Annotated in this window: 10 protein-coding genes; 6 read left to right on the top strand and 4 right to left on the bottom strand. The window is 67.9% G+C overall.

Annotated features, from left to right (window positions below):
• Positions 1–10: 10 nt before the first annotated feature.
• The 3 genes from AC3IR9_RS15565 to pbpC all read left to right on the top strand — a co-directional run bounded on the left by AC3IR9_RS15565 (position 11) and on the right by pbpC (position 8,934).
• Positions 11–1,468 carry a bifunctional 2-methylcitrate dehydratase/aconitate hydratase gene (locus tag AC3IR9_RS15565; protein WP_489291807.1) on the top strand — a complete coding sequence of 486 codons (1,458 nt, stop codon included), beginning with the start codon at positions 11–13 and terminating at the stop codon, positions 1,466–1,468.
• A gap of 112 nt (positions 1,469–1,580) precedes the next feature.
• A complete protein-coding gene (locus AC3IR9_RS15560) occupies positions 1,581–6,500 on the top strand; it encodes an alpha-2-macroglobulin family protein (protein ID WP_489291806.1) in 4,920 nt (1,639 codons plus the stop codon).
• Positions 6,501–6,555: 55 nt separating this feature from the next.
• Positions 6,556–8,934, top strand: a complete 2,379-nt coding sequence (gene pbpC, locus AC3IR9_RS15555; RefSeq protein WP_489291805.1) for a penicillin-binding protein 1C — start codon at positions 6,556–6,558, stop codon at positions 8,932–8,934.
• A 64-nt stretch (positions 8,935–8,998) separates the two neighbouring features.
• Here pbpC and AC3IR9_RS15550 read toward each other — a convergent pair whose 3' ends face one another.
• Together AC3IR9_RS15550 and AC3IR9_RS15545 are read right to left on the bottom strand one after the other, a co-directional pair.
• Positions 8,999–9,580, bottom strand: a complete 582-nt coding sequence (locus AC3IR9_RS15550; RefSeq protein ID WP_489291804.1) for a ferritin-like domain-containing protein — start codon at positions 9,578–9,580, stop codon at positions 8,999–9,001.
• A 50-nt stretch (positions 9,581–9,630) separates the two neighbouring features.
• Positions 9,631–10,113 (bottom strand): peroxiredoxin, encoded by a 483-nt coding sequence (locus AC3IR9_RS15545; protein ID WP_489291803.1) that lies wholly within the window; start codon positions 10,111–10,113, stop codon positions 9,631–9,633.
• A 251-nt stretch (positions 10,114–10,364) separates the two neighbouring features.
• Here AC3IR9_RS15545 and AC3IR9_RS15540 point away from each other — a divergent pair, with 251 nt between their 5' ends.
• A complete protein-coding gene (locus AC3IR9_RS15540; protein WP_489291801.1) occupies positions 10,365–11,270 on the top strand; it encodes a DnaJ C-terminal domain-containing protein in 906 nt (301 codons plus the stop codon).
• Positions 11,271–11,400: 130 nt separating this feature from the next.
• Here AC3IR9_RS15540 and pilH read toward each other — a convergent pair whose 3' ends face one another.
• Together pilH and AC3IR9_RS15530 are read right to left on the bottom strand one after the other, a co-directional pair.
• Positions 11,401–11,784, bottom strand: a complete 384-nt coding sequence (gene pilH, locus AC3IR9_RS15535) for a twitching motility response regulator PilH (protein ID WP_489291800.1) — start codon at positions 11,782–11,784, stop codon at positions 11,401–11,403.
• A gap of 89 nt (positions 11,785–11,873) precedes the next feature.
• Positions 11,874–12,869, bottom strand: coding sequence for a YhdH/YhfP family quinone oxidoreductase (locus tag AC3IR9_RS15530; RefSeq protein WP_489291798.1), 996 nt, complete (start codon positions 12,867–12,869; stop codon positions 11,874–11,876).
• Between the two features lie 205 nt (positions 12,870–13,074).
• Here AC3IR9_RS15530 and hflK point away from each other — a divergent pair, with 205 nt between their 5' ends.
• Both hflK and hflC read left to right on the top strand, forming a co-directional pair.
• Positions 13,075–14,190 carry an FtsH protease activity modulator HflK gene (hflK, locus tag AC3IR9_RS15525; protein ID WP_489291797.1) on the top strand — a complete coding sequence of 372 codons (1,116 nt, stop codon included), beginning with the start codon at positions 13,075–13,077 and terminating at the stop codon, positions 14,188–14,190.
• On the top strand, positions 14,187–15,050 hold the full coding sequence (gene hflC, locus AC3IR9_RS15520; RefSeq protein ID WP_489291795.1) for a protease modulator HflC: 864 nt from the start codon (positions 14,187–14,189) through the stop codon (positions 15,048–15,050). Before hflK ends, hflC begins: the two co-directional genes overlap by 4 nt.
• Positions 15,051–15,103 lie beyond the last annotated feature (53 nt).

Here is a 15,103-nt window from a genome sequence, read left to right as displayed (position 1 = left end):
GGAGAACGCGATGTCCGGTCACGACCCCAACAGCAACCAACGGCCGCCATGGGATGCGGTCATGGCCGACATCGTCGATTACGTGCGCGACTACAAGGTCACCTCGCCGCTGGCCTACACCACCGCGCGCCATTGCCTGGTCGACACACTTGGCTGTGGCCTGGCCGCATTGGCGTTCCCGGCCTGCAGCAAGCTGCTGGGGCCGTTGGTGCCCGGCACCCGGGTGGTCAACGGCGCGCGCGTGCCCGGCACCCGCTTCGAGCTGGACCCGGTGCAGGGCGCCTTCAACATCGGCGCGATGGTGCGCTGGCTGGACTTCAACGACACCTGGCTGGCCGCCGAGTGGGGCCATCCCTCCGACAATCTCGGTGGCATCCTGGCCACGGCGGACTGGCTCAGTCGCAATGCCGAGGCACTGCGCCGCGCCCCGTTGACCATGCGCGACGTGCTCGCCGCGATGGTCAAGGCGCATGAGATCCAGGGTTGCCTGGCCCTGGAGAATGCCTTCAACCGGGTCGGCCTGGACCATGTGGTCCTGGTCAAGGTCGCCTCCACCGCGGTGGTCTCGCACCTGCTCGGGCTGGACCGCGAGCGCATGCTCAACGCCGTCTCGCTGGCCTGGGTGGATGGGCAATCGCTGCGCACCTATCGGCACGCGCCCAATACCGGCTCGCGCAAGAGCTGGGCGGCCGGCGACGCCACCAGCCGCGCGGTACGGCTGTCGCTGATGGCCGCGGCCGGCGAGATGGGCTACCCCAGTGCGCTGACCGCGCCCACCTGGGGTTTCTACGAGGTCAGTTTCGGCGGCCAACCGTTCCGCTTCCAGCGCCCGTATGGCAGCTATGTGATGGAAAACGTGCTGTTCAAGATCAGCTACCCGGCCGAATTCCACGGGCAGACCGCAGTGGAAGCGGCGATGCAGCTGCAGGCGCGGATGCGCGCGGCCGGCCAGCGCAGCGAGGACATCGCGCAGATCACCCTGCGCACCCAGCAGGCCTGCCTGCGCATCATCGACAAGCCCGGCCCGCTGCATAACCCGGCCGACCGCGATCACTGCGTGCAGTACATGGTGGCCATCGCGCTGATCTTCGGCCGGCTGGTGGCTGAAGATTACGAGGATGACGTTGCTGCCGATCCGCGCATCGACCCATTGCGCGCGAAGATCACCTGCGTGGAGGAGCCGCGCTACACCGTCGACTACCTGGACCCGGACAAGCGCAGCATCGCCAATGCGCTGCACGTGGTGTTCAGCGATGGCACCGTGATGGAGGAAGCCGTCGAGTACCCGCTCGGCCACGCCCGCCGCCGTGCCGAAGGCATCCCGCTGCTGGAAGACAAGTTCCGCGCGAACCTGGCCGCCACCTTCCCGACCCGGCAGCAGCGCCGCATCCTGGATGCCTCGCTGGACCCGGTGAAGCTGGAGGCCATGCCGGTGCATGAGTATGTAGGCCTGTACGTAGCCGAATGATCCGGGGTAGAGCCGACCGTTGGTCGGCTGCGCATGGCCCGGCCCGCCCACCCAACGGCCGGCAGCTACCGGACGGTGCCTATAATGGCCGCCTTGATCAAGGAGTGACGTCATGGCTATCCGCAGTCGGGTCGGGCAGTGGAGCTGGAAGGGAATCGCAGGCCTGGCGCTGGTCGCCGGCCTGGCCATCGGAATCGGAGGGTGCAAGCGCAACGAGAGTGGCCAGTTGCCCACCGCGTCCGGTGCACCGATCACCGCCAAGGCCGAGACGGTCACCGAATTCACCCTGGTGCGGGCCTATCCGGACCAGAAGGGCGACGGCGTCTCGCTGGCGCTGGAGTTCTCGCGCCCGCTGGTCGGCACCCAGGACTTCGACAAACTGGTCCGCTTCGCCGAGAAGGTCGGCACCGAGGACAGCAGCTGGACGCTCTCCGATGACGGCCTGACCCTGCGCTATCCGTTCGTGGAAGCGGCCAAGGAGTACAGCCTGATCGTCTCGCCCGACCTGCTTGCCGCCGATGGCAGCCGGATCGGCAAGGAACTGCGCCAGAAGGTGTTCAGCGGCGAGCTCAAGCCGGTGGCCGGGTTCGCCTCGCAGGGCAGCGTGCTGCCGGCCAAGGACAGCCGTGGCCTGCCGGTGGTCTCGGTGAACGTGCAGGAAGTGGACGTGGAGTTCCTGCGCGTGCGCGAAAAGGAACTGCCGAACTTCTTCAGCCAGTACCAGCGCGGCGGCCGTCGCGGCAGCTGGGAGCTGGACAGCGAGTACGGCGACAAGACCCCGATGTCCACGCTGGCCGAGCCGGTCTACGTCAACCGCTTCGTGCTGGGCGGCAAGCAGAACGAACGCGTGCTGACCTACCTGCCCACCCAGGACATCAAGGAACTGCAGGAGCCGGGCCTGTATTTCGCGGTGATGAAGCGCAGCGGCTCGTTCGACAGCGAGTTCGATACCGCCTTCTTCACCGTCAGCGACATCGGCCTGCACACCCGCGCCTACAAGGACAAGTTGTTCGTGCACACCGCCTCGCTGCAGAGCGGTGCGTCGTTGAAGAAGATCGACCTGCGCATCCTCGATGGCAAGGGTGAAGTGGTGCTCAAGGGCAGCACCGATGGCAACGGCAATGCGCTGCTCAACTACACCCTGGATGCCGGCCATGTGCTGATTGCCAGCAGCGGTGGCGATACCTCGCTGCTGCCGTTCAACCAGCCGGCGCTGGACCTGAGCGAGTTCGCGGTGGCCGGTCGGGACAACGCCTGGTTCGACGTCTTCGCCTGGTCCGGCCGCGATCTGTACCGCCCGGGTGAAACCGTGCGCATTTCCGCGCTGCTGCGCGACAACGATGGCAAGCCGACCAAGCCGCAGCCGGTGTTCCTGCGCCTCAAGCAGCCCGACGGCAAGACCTTCCGCGAGACCCGCCTGCAGCCGGGCGAGCAGGGCTACCTGAGCTTTGAACAGCTGATTCCGGTGGAAGCGCCGACCGGGCGCTGGCAGGTCGAGTTCCGTACCGATCCGGCCAGCAAGGAAGCCATCCAGGGCATGACCCTGCGCATCGAGGAATTCCTGCCCGAGCGCATGAAGCTGGACCTGGACAGCGCCCAGAAGACCCTCAAGCCGGGCCAGCCGCTCACGCTGCAGGCCGATGCCGCCTACCTGTATGGCGCGCCGGCCGACGGCAACCGCTTCACCGCACGCCTGGCCGTGGCCGCCGAGCAATCCCCGGTGGAGTCGCTGCCGGGCTATTTCTTCGGCGACCCCACCACCGCCCTGCCGCGCGAGGCGCGCGACATCATCGATACCCAGTTCCCGGCCGACGGCAAATTGCGCCAGGACGTAGCCCTGCCCGACGAGGTCAAGCCCACCGCGCCGATCGCGGTGGTGATCTCCGGCAGCGTTTACGAAACCGGTGGCCGCACCGTCACCCGTACCTTAAAGCGGGTGATGTGGCCGGCCCCGGTACTGGTGGGCGTGCGCCCGCTGTTCAACCCCGATGACGGCGCCGATGCCAACAGCAACGCGCGTTTTGAGCTGATGCGGGTGGATGCGGCTGGCAAGCCGCAGCCGGCCAAAGGCCTGAAGATCACCCTGGTGCGCGAACTCCGCGACTACCACTGGACCTTCAACGACAACCGCTGGGATTACGACTTCACCCGTCGTTTCGAGAACAAGGAAACGCGCACCGTCGATGCCGGCGCTGTGGCCACCGCCATCGATTTCCCGGTGGAGTGGGGCGAGTACCGCCTGGAAGTGTTCGACCCGGGCACCGGGCTGACCAGCCGGTATCCGTTCCGTGCCGGCTGGAGCTGGGGCGATGACAACCGCGGCCTGGATGCCCGCCCGGACAAGGTCAAGCTGGCGCTGGACAAGACCGGCTACAAGGCCGGCGACAAGCTGCGCGTCACCGTCACCCCGCCGCATGCCGGCAAGGGCGTGCTGATGGTGGAGAGCGACAAGATGCTGTACGTGCAGGAGATCGACGCCAAGCCGGGCAGCACCTTCGATATCCCGGTGACCGCCGAGTGGGAGCGCCACGATGTCTACATCACCGCGCTGGTGTTCCGGGGTGGCAGCGCGCCCAGCAAGATCACCCCGGCCCGCGCGGTCGGCGTGGTCCACGTGCCGATGGATCGCAAGGCGCGCCAGATTGCCGTGGGCCTGTCCGCCCCGAAGCAGATGCGTCCCGAGCAGACCCTGCCGGTGACCGTGAGCGCCCCGCAGCTGGCCGGCAAGGTCGCGCATGTGACCGTGTCGGCGGTGGACGTGGGCATCCTCAACATCACCCGCTTCCCGGTGCCCGATGCGGGCGGCCACTTCTTCGCGCAGCGCCGCCTGGGTGTGGATGCCTACGACATCTACAGCCGCGTGATCGAAAGCTTCGATGGCAGCAGCGGCAAGCTCAAGTTCGGTGGCGACATGGCGCTGGCGGCGTTGCCGCAGGCCAAGCGCCCCACCGCGCGCGTGCAGACCGTGGACCTGTTCTCCGGCCCGGTGAAGCTCGATGCCAAGGGCATCGCGCGGATCGCGCTGAAGGTGCCGGACTTCAATGGCACGTTGCGTGTCTCGGCGCTGGTCTATTCCGATGACCAGTACGGCAAGCGCGACGTGGAGACGGTGGTGCGCGCGCCGATCCTGGCCGAAGCGAGCATGCCGCGGGTACTGGCCCCCGGCGACCGCAGCACGGTCACCCTGGACGTGCAGAACTTCACCGGCACGCCGGGCGAGTTCAAGGTGCAGGTCGATGGCATCGGCCCGCTGACGCTCGGTGAACCCACGCGCACGCTGCAGCTCAAGGCCGACGCCAAGAGCACGTTGAGTTTCCCGCTGACCGCGCGCGAAGGCTACACCGTGGCCAAGGTGCGGGTACGGGTGGACGGCAACGGCTTCAAGGTGGATCGCCGTTACGACCTGCCGGTGCGCGCGGCGTGGCCGCAGGTACTGCGTGCACAGACCCGCACGCTGGATCCGCTGGCCGACGTCAGCATGGACACCGGCCTGGCCGATGGCCTGATGAACGACTCGGTGACCGCGCGCATGCTGGTCAGTGCGTTGCCGCCGATCCCGTTCGCCAGCGCCCTCAATGGCGCCTTGAAATATCCCTATGGCTGCGCCGAGCAGACCACCAGCAAGGGCTATGCGGCGTTGATGCTGGACGAGGCGACCTCGGCCATGCTCGGCGCCGACGGCCTGGATGCCAAGACCCGCCGCGAGCGCATGGAAGGCGCATTCGGGCGACTGGCCTCGATGCAGGTGGCCAACGGCAACTTCTCCATGTGGGGCGATGACGGCTACGTCAATCCGTGGCTGACCCCGTACATCACCGAATTCCTGCTCGATGCCAAGGACGGCGGTTTCGCGGTGCCCGACAACGTGCTGCAGAAGGCGCTCAATCGCCTCAGTGAAGACCTGTTGTCCGGTGGCAACCAGTTCTACGGCGAGGACCGCCGCGAGAATCTCAAGTTTGCCAACCAGGCGTACTCCGGCTATGTGCTGGCACGGGTCAACCGCGCGCCGCTGGGCACGCTGCGCGCGCTGTACGACAACGAACGCAGCAAGTCGCTGACGGGCCTGTCGATGGTCCACCTGGGCATCGCGCTGTCGCTGCAGGGCGACCACAAGCGCGGGGAGGCGGCCATTGCCGCCGGCTTCGCCAAACCCAGCAGCGAGCGTCCGCAGTACTTTGGCGACTACGGCAGTGCGGTGCGCGATGACGCGCTGATGATCGCGCTGCTGCACGAGCGCAAGCTGTCCAAGCCGGCCTATGACGCCCGTGCGGTCGACCTGGGGCGCGCGCTGGATGCCCGCCGCAACAGCGGCTGGATGTGGCTGAGCACGCAGGAGCAGGTGGCCATCGCGCGCCTGGGCAAGGCGCTGTCGGCCAACCAGACCAAGCTGGTGTCCGGGCAGCTGGCCATCGGCGATGCCACCGAAAGCATCGCCGCGCGGCGCATGTTCGGGCGCAGCTTCGACTATGCCGCGCTGGCCAAGGGCGTGCGTTTCAGTCCGCAGGGGGAGCCGCCGATGTTTGCCAGCCTGGAAGTGGCCGGTATCCCGCGGACCGCGCCGGAGCCGGACAGCCGCCACCTCGGCGTGGAGCGCACCTGGTACACCACCGATGGCAAGCCGTGGACCCCGCGCGCGCTGAAGGAGGGCGAGGCGTTGATCGTCCGCGTCAGCATCACCCCGAACCTGGACATGCCCGATGCCCTGCTGACCGACCTGTTGCCGGCCGGCCTGGAGATCGAGAATTTCAACCTGGGCGATGCCAAGCAGTGGGCCGACGTGGTCGTGGACGGATTGAAGGTCAATGATCGTGGCGATGCGGCCACGCTGCGCCACGAAGAGTTCCGCGACGACCGCTACGTGGCCGCGCTGAAGCTCTCGCGGGGCAGCACCGCCAAGGTGTTCTACCTGGTGCGCGCGGTCACCCCGGGCACCTACACGGTGCCGCCGCCGCTGGTGGAGGACATGTACCGCCCGGACCTGCGCGGGGTCGGCCGCAGCAATCCCACCACGTTGACCGTGGTCCAGCCCTGACCGTCGCGCGGGCCCTCGTCGCCACGAGGGCCCGCGCACTCCTGCCGTCGAGCCGATGAAGTCTTTTCCTGCCAAGCGCCTGTTGTGGACAACGGCGCGGCGCTGGCTGTTGCCGACGCTGCGTTGGGGCACCGCTGCGCTGTTGACCGTGCTGCTGGTGCTGGACCTGGCCTTCCCGCCACCGTTGCCCAGGCAGCGCGACACCAGCACCCTGGTGGTGGCGCGAGACGGTACCCCGCTGCGCGCGTTCGCCGATGCCGACGGCGTGTGGCGCTACCCGGCCGCGGTCGACAACGTATCGCCGTTGTACCTGCAGGCCCTGCTCACCTACGAAGACCGTTGGTTCTGGCAGCATCCGGGCATCAATCCGTGGGGGCTGCTGCGTGCCGGCAAGCAATGGCTGCTGCAGGGGCGCATCGTCTCCGGCGGCTCCACCTTGACCATGCAGGTGGCGCGCATCCTTGACCCGCATTCGCGCACGCCGTGGGGCAAGGCCAAGCAGATGCTGCGCGCGGTGCAGCTGGAAGTGCACCTGAGCAAGCCGCAGATCCTGGCGCTGTACCTGGAGCGCGCGCCGTACGGCGGCACCATCGAAGGCGTCGAGGCGGCCAGCTGGGCCTATCTGGGCAAACCGGCCGCGCGCCTGTCGCAGGCCGAAGCGGCATTGCTGGCGGTATTGCCCCAGGCGCCCAGCCGGCTGCGTCCGGACCGTCACCCCGAAGCGGCGCAGCGTGCGCGCGACAAAGTGCTCGAACGCATGGCCGCACTGGGCGTGTGGTCACGCGAGGAGGTGGACGATGCGCGTATCGAGCCGGTGGTCACCCGCGCGCTGCAGCCGCCGCTGCACGCCGCCTTGCTGGCGCAACGCCTGCGCTCGGCGCAACCGCGCGCGGCGCGGATCGAAAGCACGCTGGACATCGGCCTGCAGCGCACCCTGGAGGAACGGGTGTCGTCGTACTTCTCGCAGCTGCCCGAGCGCACCTCGGCCGCGCTGCTGGTGGTCGACAACCGCACCCTGGAGGCCCGTGCCTACGTCGGCTCGGTGGCGTTCGGCGACAAGCAGCGGCTGGGCCACGTGGACATGGTGCAGGCGTGGCGCTCGCCCGGCTCCACGCTCAAGCCGTTCCTGTACGGCATGGCGCTGGATGATGGCCTGATCCATTCGGAAAGCCTGATGGTGGATGCGCCGCAGGGATTTGGCCGGTATCGGCCGGGCAATTTCGATGCCGCGTTCAACGGGCCGGTCAGTTCGGCCACCGCTTTGCGGCTGTCGCTCAACGTGCCGGCGGTGGACCTGCTGGACCGGGTCGGCTCGGCGCGGTTCGCTGCACGCCTGGCGCATGCCGGCATCAACCTGCGCTTTCCGCATGGCAGCGCGCCCAACCTGTCGCTGATCCTCGGCGGCACCGGCGCCCGCCTGGAGGACCTGGTGGGCGCGTTTGCCGCGTTCAACCGCAACGGCATTGCCGGGCGCGTGCGCTATACCGCCGAGGATGCGGTGATCGAACGGCGCCTGATGTCCCCCGGCGCTGCATGGATCACCCGTGAGGTGCTCGAATCCAACGCACGCCCCGGGTACGGTGGCGACACCTTCGACGTTACCGGCCGCCCGCGGGTGGCCTGGAAGACCGGCACCAGTTACGGCTACCGCGATGCATGGGCGATCGGCAGCACCCGCCACTACACCGTAGGGGTATGGGTCGGGCGACCGGATGGCACGCCGCTGCCGGGGCAATACGGTGCGGTCACCGCGCTGCCGTTGATGTTTGAAGTGGTCGACAGCCTGCCGCGCCAGGCCGGCGATGCCAGTGCCGCGCCGATGCCGCCCAGCGTGACTGCCGAGGAGATCTGCTGGCCCACCGGCGAGCTTGCCGGCAGCACGCCGGAGGGGCTGTGCCAGCGCCGGATGCAGGCGTTCGTGCTGGACGGCGTGGTGCCGCCGACCTTCGCCGAACGCGATGCACGGTTGTGGCGGACCGGTCGCCAACGCTTCGAGGTGGACGCGCGCAGTGGCCTGCGGCTGTCACCGGACTGCACGCTGCCGCATACGGCCGAAACGCGCGAGATCGCCCGTTGGCCGGCGCTGCTGTCGCCCTGGTTGACGCTGGCGCAACGGCGCGCGTCGCAGTTGCCGGCGCTGTCAGCGGACTGCCGCGATGATGGCCGCGACAATGGCGGCAACCTGCACATCGAAGGCCTCAACGACCGCGCCACCCTGGCCCGCGCGCCCAATGCAGAACACGGCGTGCGCCTGCAGCTGCGCGCGATCGGCACCGATCAGTCGATCGACTGGCTGCTGGATGGCCGCTGGATCGCCCGCACCGAAGGCGCGCGGCTGTTCCAGCGTGATTTCGAGGAGACCGGTGAGCACACGCTCACCGCATTGGCCGCAGATGGGGCCTGGACGCAGGTGCGATTCCGCATCCTGCGCTGATGTCACGCCACCGACCAACGGTCGGTGGCGACCGATCCTGCCGGTGGCTGCCGGTCCGGTCGGGCTATTCCCCGATCCACCCCTCCAGCAGGTCGGCAAACTCGTCGGCGTGCTCTTCCTCCTGCGCGAGGATCTCTTCGAGGATGCGCTTGGTGGTGGTGTCTTTGTCGCCGACGAAATTGATCATCTCGCGATAGCTGTCGATGGCGATGCGCTCGGCGATCAGGTTCTCGCGGACCATGTCACGCAGGTCCTTGCCTTCCTTGTACTCGGCGTGCGAGCGCGCGGTCAGCGTGGCGGGATCGAGGTCGGGCTCGCCGCCCAGCTGCACGATGCGTTCGGCCAGCTTGCCGGCATGCGCCTGTTCCTGCTGGGCATGCTCAAGGAACTCGGCCTTGATCGGCTCGGCCAGCATGCCCTTGGCCATGAAGTAATGGCGGTAGTAGCGCAGCACGCAGACGTACTCGGTGGCCAGTGCATCGTTGAGCAGCTTGATCACTGCCTTGCGGTCAGCGCTGTAGCTGTCGGTGATGGCACCGTCCTCGATGCCCTTGCGGGCCTTGGCGCGCAATGTGGCGGTATCGCTGATGCCGGCAGGGCGGGCGTTGCCGGGAGTGGGGCGGGTCTTCTTGGCTGGCGTTGACATGGCTGGCCGGTTTCCTCTGTTGCAGGTTGTGATGCGCGAAGGTCGCCGCACTAGTGCGGGATGTTCTCCAGCACGTGCTCTGCGGAAGACACCTCGAACTTGCCGGGGGCTTCGATGAAGGCCTGGCGGACCACTCCGTCTTCGACATACAACGCGAAGCGGCGCGAACGCAGGCCCATGCCCGAGCTGCTGGCATCCATCTCCAGGCCGAGCGCGCGGGTGAACTCGCCGTTGCCGTCGGACAGCATCTGCAGGCCATCGGGCACGTGCTGGCTTTCTGCCCAGGCCTTCATCACGAACGGGTCGTTGACGGCCATGCAGAACACATCGATGCCGCGATGGCGGAACGCGCCGAAGTGCTCGACGTAGCCGGGCAGGTGGCGTGCCGAACAGGTAGGGGTGAATGCGCCGGGGACGGCGAACAGCACCGCCCGTCGGCCATCGAACAGGGCATGGGTATCGATGGTTTCCATGCCCTCGCGGATGCGCTTGAGGGTGACTTCGGGAATGCGGTCGCCAACGTGGATGGTCATGTGGGCTCCTTGGACTCAGGCAGGGTAGTGGGGGGTGTGGGATGGCCGTGTCAACACGTTGAAATCCAGACCGGTACACCCCATCCAACGGCAGTGCGACGCTGCCGGGGCCAGCGTACGCCCCGGCCTGTTGCCGCCGCATTGCGCAGGATCAAGCGGCCAGGCTCACGGCAGCGCCTTTCGCCAGCCGTTAGAATTATGTGGACGGTGTCCGCCGGCGCGCGGGCGACCGAACTTACTGAGGTGTATCGATGGAATTCAAGGATTACTACGCCACGCTTGGGGTGGAACCCAGCGCGGGCGATGCCGAAATCAAGACCGCCTACCGCCGGCTGGCGCGCAAGTACCACCCCGACGTGAGCAAGGAGGCTGGCGCGGAGGACAAGTTCAAGGCGCTCAACGAGGCCTATGAAGCGCTGCGCGATCCGCAGAAGCGCGCTGCCTATGACCAGCTCAAGGCCCAGGGCTACCGGCCGGGCGAAGAATTCCATGCGCCGCCGAACTACGGCGGTGGCCCGGGCGGCTTCGATTTCGAGGAAACCTTCGGCGGCGGTGCCGGCGGCGGTTTCAGCGACTTCTTCGAAAGCCTGTTTGCGCGCCAGCGTGGGGGTGCGGGGGCGGGGGCAGGCCGGGCCAGTGGCTTTGGCGGTGCCGGGCAGGGCCCGCAGCCCACCCGCGACACCCGCGCCAAACTGTCGGTGCCGCTGGAAGCGGCCTACCAGGGCGACAGCCTGCGCATCACCGTCAACGGCAAGCAGCTGGACGTACGGGTTCCCAAGGGCATCCGGCCGGGCCAGGTGATCCGCCTGACCGGGCAGGGCACCGGCGGCGGCAACCTGCTGCTGGAAGTGGAATACGCCGAACACCCGCAGTTCGAGGTCGATGGCCGCAACATCCTGTACACGCTGCAGGTGACCCCGTGGCAGGCCGCGCTGGGCACCAGCATCAGCGTGCCGACCCTGGGCGGAGCGGTGGAATTGAAGGTGCCGGCCGAATCCGATGCCGGCCGCAAGCTGCGCCTGCGCGGTCGTGGCCTGCCGGGCAACCCGGACGGGGACCAGATCGTCGAACTGGAAATCATCGCCCCGGCGCCCACCGAAGAGGCGCAGAAGAAGGCCTATCGGGCGCTGGCCAAGGCGTTCGGCGAAACGATGTGAATCCGCGCGTGTACCGGCCCAGGGTCGGTACACGCGCCGGGTCGATGGGTCACACGGTAGTTCGGCGCGTAGAGCCGACCGTTGGTCGGCTGGCCGCGCAACGCGCGGCAACGGACGAAAAACGTAGCGATCACGCCGTCGGCGGTTCCTGGTTGCTGAAGACCCGCTCCAGTACTTCGGACAATTCGTCTTCGGAGAACGGCTTGGTGATGTAGGCCTTGGCCCCCTGGCGCATGCCCCACATGCGGTCGGTGTCCTGGTCCTTGGTGGTCACCAGGATCACCGGGATGTGCTTGGTGGTCGCATCGCGGGCCAGCGTGCGGGTAGCCTGGAAGCCGTTGAGGTTGGGCATCACCACATCCATCAGCACCAGGTCGGGCAGCTCTGCCTTGGCCGCTTCCACCCCGGCGGCGCCGTCGGTGGCGGTCAGGATTTCGTGCCCGAGCTTCTCGACGATGCGCTGTATCCCCAGCAGCTGCGACGGTGAATCGTCGACAATCAGAATGCGTGCCATGTTGTTCCCCATGTGATGCCCGCAGTGTAGTGCTGCGCCCGCATGGCCGGGAAGCGCCCGGCCTGCCGTCCGTCGCCTGCCTGCGACGCTCAGTCGATCCGCACGACAGTGCGGCCCAGCGCGCCGCCGGCCAGCATCGCGTCGAACACCCCGGTCAACCCGTCCAGGCCGGTTTCGCGCGTGCAGATGGCCGCCAGGTGGCGTGGCTTCCAGTCGCCGGCCAGCCGCTCCCACACCTGCTCGCGCAGTGCACGCGGTGCCGCCGCCGAGGACACGCCCAGCAGCGACACGCCGCGCAGGATGAACGGCATCACCGTCATGTCCAGCGCCGGGCTGGCCGCAAGCCCGGCACTGACCACGCTGCCATAGGGCACCGTCTGGGCCAGCAGGCTGGCCAGCATCGGCCCACCGGCATTGTCCAGGCCGCCGCCGAAGCGCGCCGATTCCATCGGCCTGGTGGTGGCCAGCGCCTCGCGCGGCAGCACCTCGCGGGCACCCAGGCCGCGCAGGAAGCCGGCCTGGTCGGCCTTGCCGCTTACCGCGTGCACCTCGAAGCCGGCCCGGCTGAAGATATCCACCGCCAGCGAGCCCACCCCGCCAGTGGCGCCGGTCACCACCAGCGGGCCGTGTGCGGGGGTGAGCCGGTTGTCGGTCATGCGCAGCAGCGCCAGTGCGGCGGTGAAGCCGGCCGTGCCGATCACCATTGCCTCGCGCGGGGTGAGCCCGCCGGGCTGGGCGATCACCGCGCTCGAGGCCAGCCGCACGTACTGGCTGTAGCCGCCATCGCGGTCCTCACTGAGCCCGCAGCCGGTGGCCAGCACCGCGTCGCCCTCCCGCCAGGCCGAGTCGGTGGAGGCCACCACCACCCCGGCCACGTCGATTCCGCCCACCAGCGGGAAACGGCGCAGGATGCGGCCCTTGCCGGTCCCGGCCAGCGCGTCCTTGTAGTTCACCGAGGACCACTGCGCGCGGATCACCACCTCGCCCGGGTTGAGCTGGTCCAGCCCGATCGATTCGATGCCGCTGCGATGGCCGCCGTCGTCCTGGTGGATGCGGAAGGCGTTGAAACGATCGGGGATTGCCATGAAGATGCCTGACAGGGGGGAAGCGACACCTTACCCGCTGCTGTCCCGGGGCCGGTGGTTTGGGCGCGCGCGGGGGATGAATCGCTCCCGGCTATCACATGGCCCTTCCAATCCTGTGAAAGCGCCCCATCTTGTAGAATCGAGCAGGATTCATGGTTGACGGTGCGGAATGACCCGCAGGCAACCTTTCACTGATGGAGCGTGCATGGCCTGGAATACACCCGGCGGCAACAAGGGCGGACAAGGCCCCGACGAGAATCGACGGGGGCCGTTTGGACCCCGCGGTAGCGGCAATGGCGGCGGTTGGGGTGGTTTTCCCGGCCCTCTGAAGGACATGTTCGATGGCAACATCCTGCGTTGGGTGGCAGCCGCGGTGGTCCTGCTGCTGCTGTTCTCCAGCTTCCAGCTGATCGGCGAACAGCAACGCGGCGTGGTACTTCGCTTCGGCGAGTACTCGCGGGTCCTGCTGCCCGGCCCCAACTTCAAGCTGCCGTGGCCGATCGAGTCGGTGACCAAGGTCAACGCCACCCAGATCAAGACCTTCAGCAGCCAGGTGCCGGTGCTGACCCGTGACGAGAACATCGTCAACGTCTCGGTCAACGTGCAGTACCGCATCGACGATCCGCGCCTGTACCTGTTCGGCTCGGTCTCCGCCGACCAGGTGCTGGAGCAGTCCGCGCAGAGCGCCGTGCGCGAGCAGGTCGGTCGTGCCGACCTCAATGCCGTGCTCAACAACCGTGGCCCGCTGGCCCTGGTCGCCCAGGAACGCCTGCAGGCCGCGCTGAAGGCCTACCGTACCGGCCTGGCCGTGACCGGCCTGACCCTGCCTGACGCGCGCCCGCCGGAAGAGGTGAAGCCCGCGTTCGACGAGGTCAACGGTGCCCAGCAGGTCAAGGAACGGCTGATCAACGAAGCCCAGGCCTATGCGGCCAAGGTGGTGCCCGAAGCGCGTGGCCAGGCCTCGCGGGCCCGTACCACCGCCGAAGGTTACAAGCTGGCTGCCGTCTCCAAGGCCGAGGGTGATGCACAGCGCTTCACCCTGCTGCAGACCCAGTACAAGGACGCCCCGGAGGTCACCCGCAAGCGCCTGTGGCTGGAAACCGTGGAACAGGTGCTGTCGGAGAACCGCAAGATCATCGGTGGCGATGGCCGCCAGCTGATCTACGTGCCGATGCCCGGCGACAACCGCAGCAGCGCCGCCCCGGCGGTCACTCCGGAAGTGATGCTGCCCTCGCTGCCCGCCAGTACCCCGGTGGATGGCGGGCGCAACACCGAACGCCCGACCACCCGCCCGACCGGTCGTGAAGGAGCCAGCCGATGAAAAATTCCCTTTGGATCGGGTTGGCCGTGGCCGCCCTGCTGGGCCTGCTGGGGTCGGTCTACGTGGTCCGCGAGGACCAGACCGCGATGGTACTCAACCTGGGCAAGGTGGTCCGTGCGGACATCAAGCCGGGCCTGCACTTCAAGGTGCCGCTGGTGGAAACGGTGCGGGTGTTCGACCGTCGCTTCCAGGTCCTTGCCACTGCCCCGGCCCGCTACTTCACGGCCGAGCAGAAGGACGTCAGCGTCGACTTCTTCGCCATTGGCTACATCTCCAACGTGCGCGATTACTACCGTGCCACCGGCGGCGACGCCACCGTGGCCGATGCGCGCCTGGCGCCGATCGTCACCGATTCGCTGCGCAACCAGATCAACTCGCGCTCGCTGCAGCAGCTGGTGTCCGGTGACCGCAGCGAACTGATCGCCGGCCAGTTGACCGGGATCAACGAAGCGGTGAAGGAGCTGGGCATGCAGATCATCGACCTGCGCATCAAGCAGATCGACCTGCCCACCGACAGCCAGGTGATCAACGATGTGTACGAGCGCATGCGCGCCCAGCGCAAGCAGGAGGCCGCCAAGCTGCGCGCCGAGGGTGAGGAGCAGTCGCTGACCATCCGTGCCCAGGCCGACCGCGACAGCACGGTGATCGTGGCCGAAGCCGAGCGTGACGCCCAGCAGCTGCGCGGTGCCGGCGATGCCGAAGCCGCACGGATCTACGGCAGGGCTGGTTCGGCCGACCCGTCGTTCTACGCCTTCTACCGCAGCCTGGAGGCCTACCGTACCTCCATGACCGACGGCAACGGCGTGATCGTGCTGGACAAGAACGACCCGTTCCTGCAGTACCTCAAGAGCGATCGCTGAGGCCGCAGACGGCAGCAACCCACGGGGACCCGGTGCAGACCGGGTCCCCGTTT

This window comes from Stenotrophomonas sp. GL_101 (assembly GCF_057835675.1).
The sequence above is the reverse complement of the archived record's forward strand: the minus strand, read 5'-3'. Positions and strand labels throughout refer to the sequence as shown.

What these genes read in the sequence shown, in the direction of transcription:
- AC3IR9_RS15565 (WP_489291807.1), top strand. Translation starts at nt 11, where the DNA reads ATGTCCGGTCACGACCCCAACAGCAACCAACGGCCGCCATGGGATGCG.
- AC3IR9_RS15560 (WP_489291806.1), top strand. Translation starts at nt 1,581, where the DNA reads ATGGCTATCCGCAGTCGGGTCGGGCAGTGGAGCTGGAAGGGAATCGCA.
- pbpC (WP_489291805.1), top strand. Translation starts at nt 6,556, where the DNA reads ATGAAGTCTTTTCCTGCCAAGCGCCTGTTGTGGACAACGGCGCGGCGC.
- AC3IR9_RS15550 (WP_489291804.1), bottom strand. Translation starts at nt 9,580, where the DNA reads ATGTCAACGCCAGCCAAGAAGACCCGCCCCACTCCCGGCAACGCCCGC.
- AC3IR9_RS15545 (WP_489291803.1), bottom strand. Translation starts at nt 10,113, where the DNA reads ATGACCATCCACGTTGGCGACCGCATTCCCGAAGTCACCCTCAAGCGC.
- AC3IR9_RS15540 (WP_489291801.1), top strand. Translation starts at nt 10,365, where the DNA reads ATGGAATTCAAGGATTACTACGCCACGCTTGGGGTGGAACCCAGCGCG.
- pilH (WP_489291800.1), bottom strand. Translation starts at nt 11,784, where the DNA reads ATGGCACGCATTCTGATTGTCGACGATTCACCGTCGCAGCTGCTGGGG.
- AC3IR9_RS15530 (WP_489291798.1), bottom strand. Translation starts at nt 12,869, where the DNA reads ATGGCAATCCCCGATCGTTTCAACGCCTTCCGCATCCACCAGGACGAC.
- hflK (WP_489291797.1), top strand. Translation starts at nt 13,075, where the DNA reads ATGGCCTGGAATACACCCGGCGGCAACAAGGGCGGACAAGGCCCCGAC.
- hflC (WP_489291795.1), top strand. Translation starts at nt 14,187, where the DNA reads ATGAAAAATTCCCTTTGGATCGGGTTGGCCGTGGCCGCCCTGCTGGGC.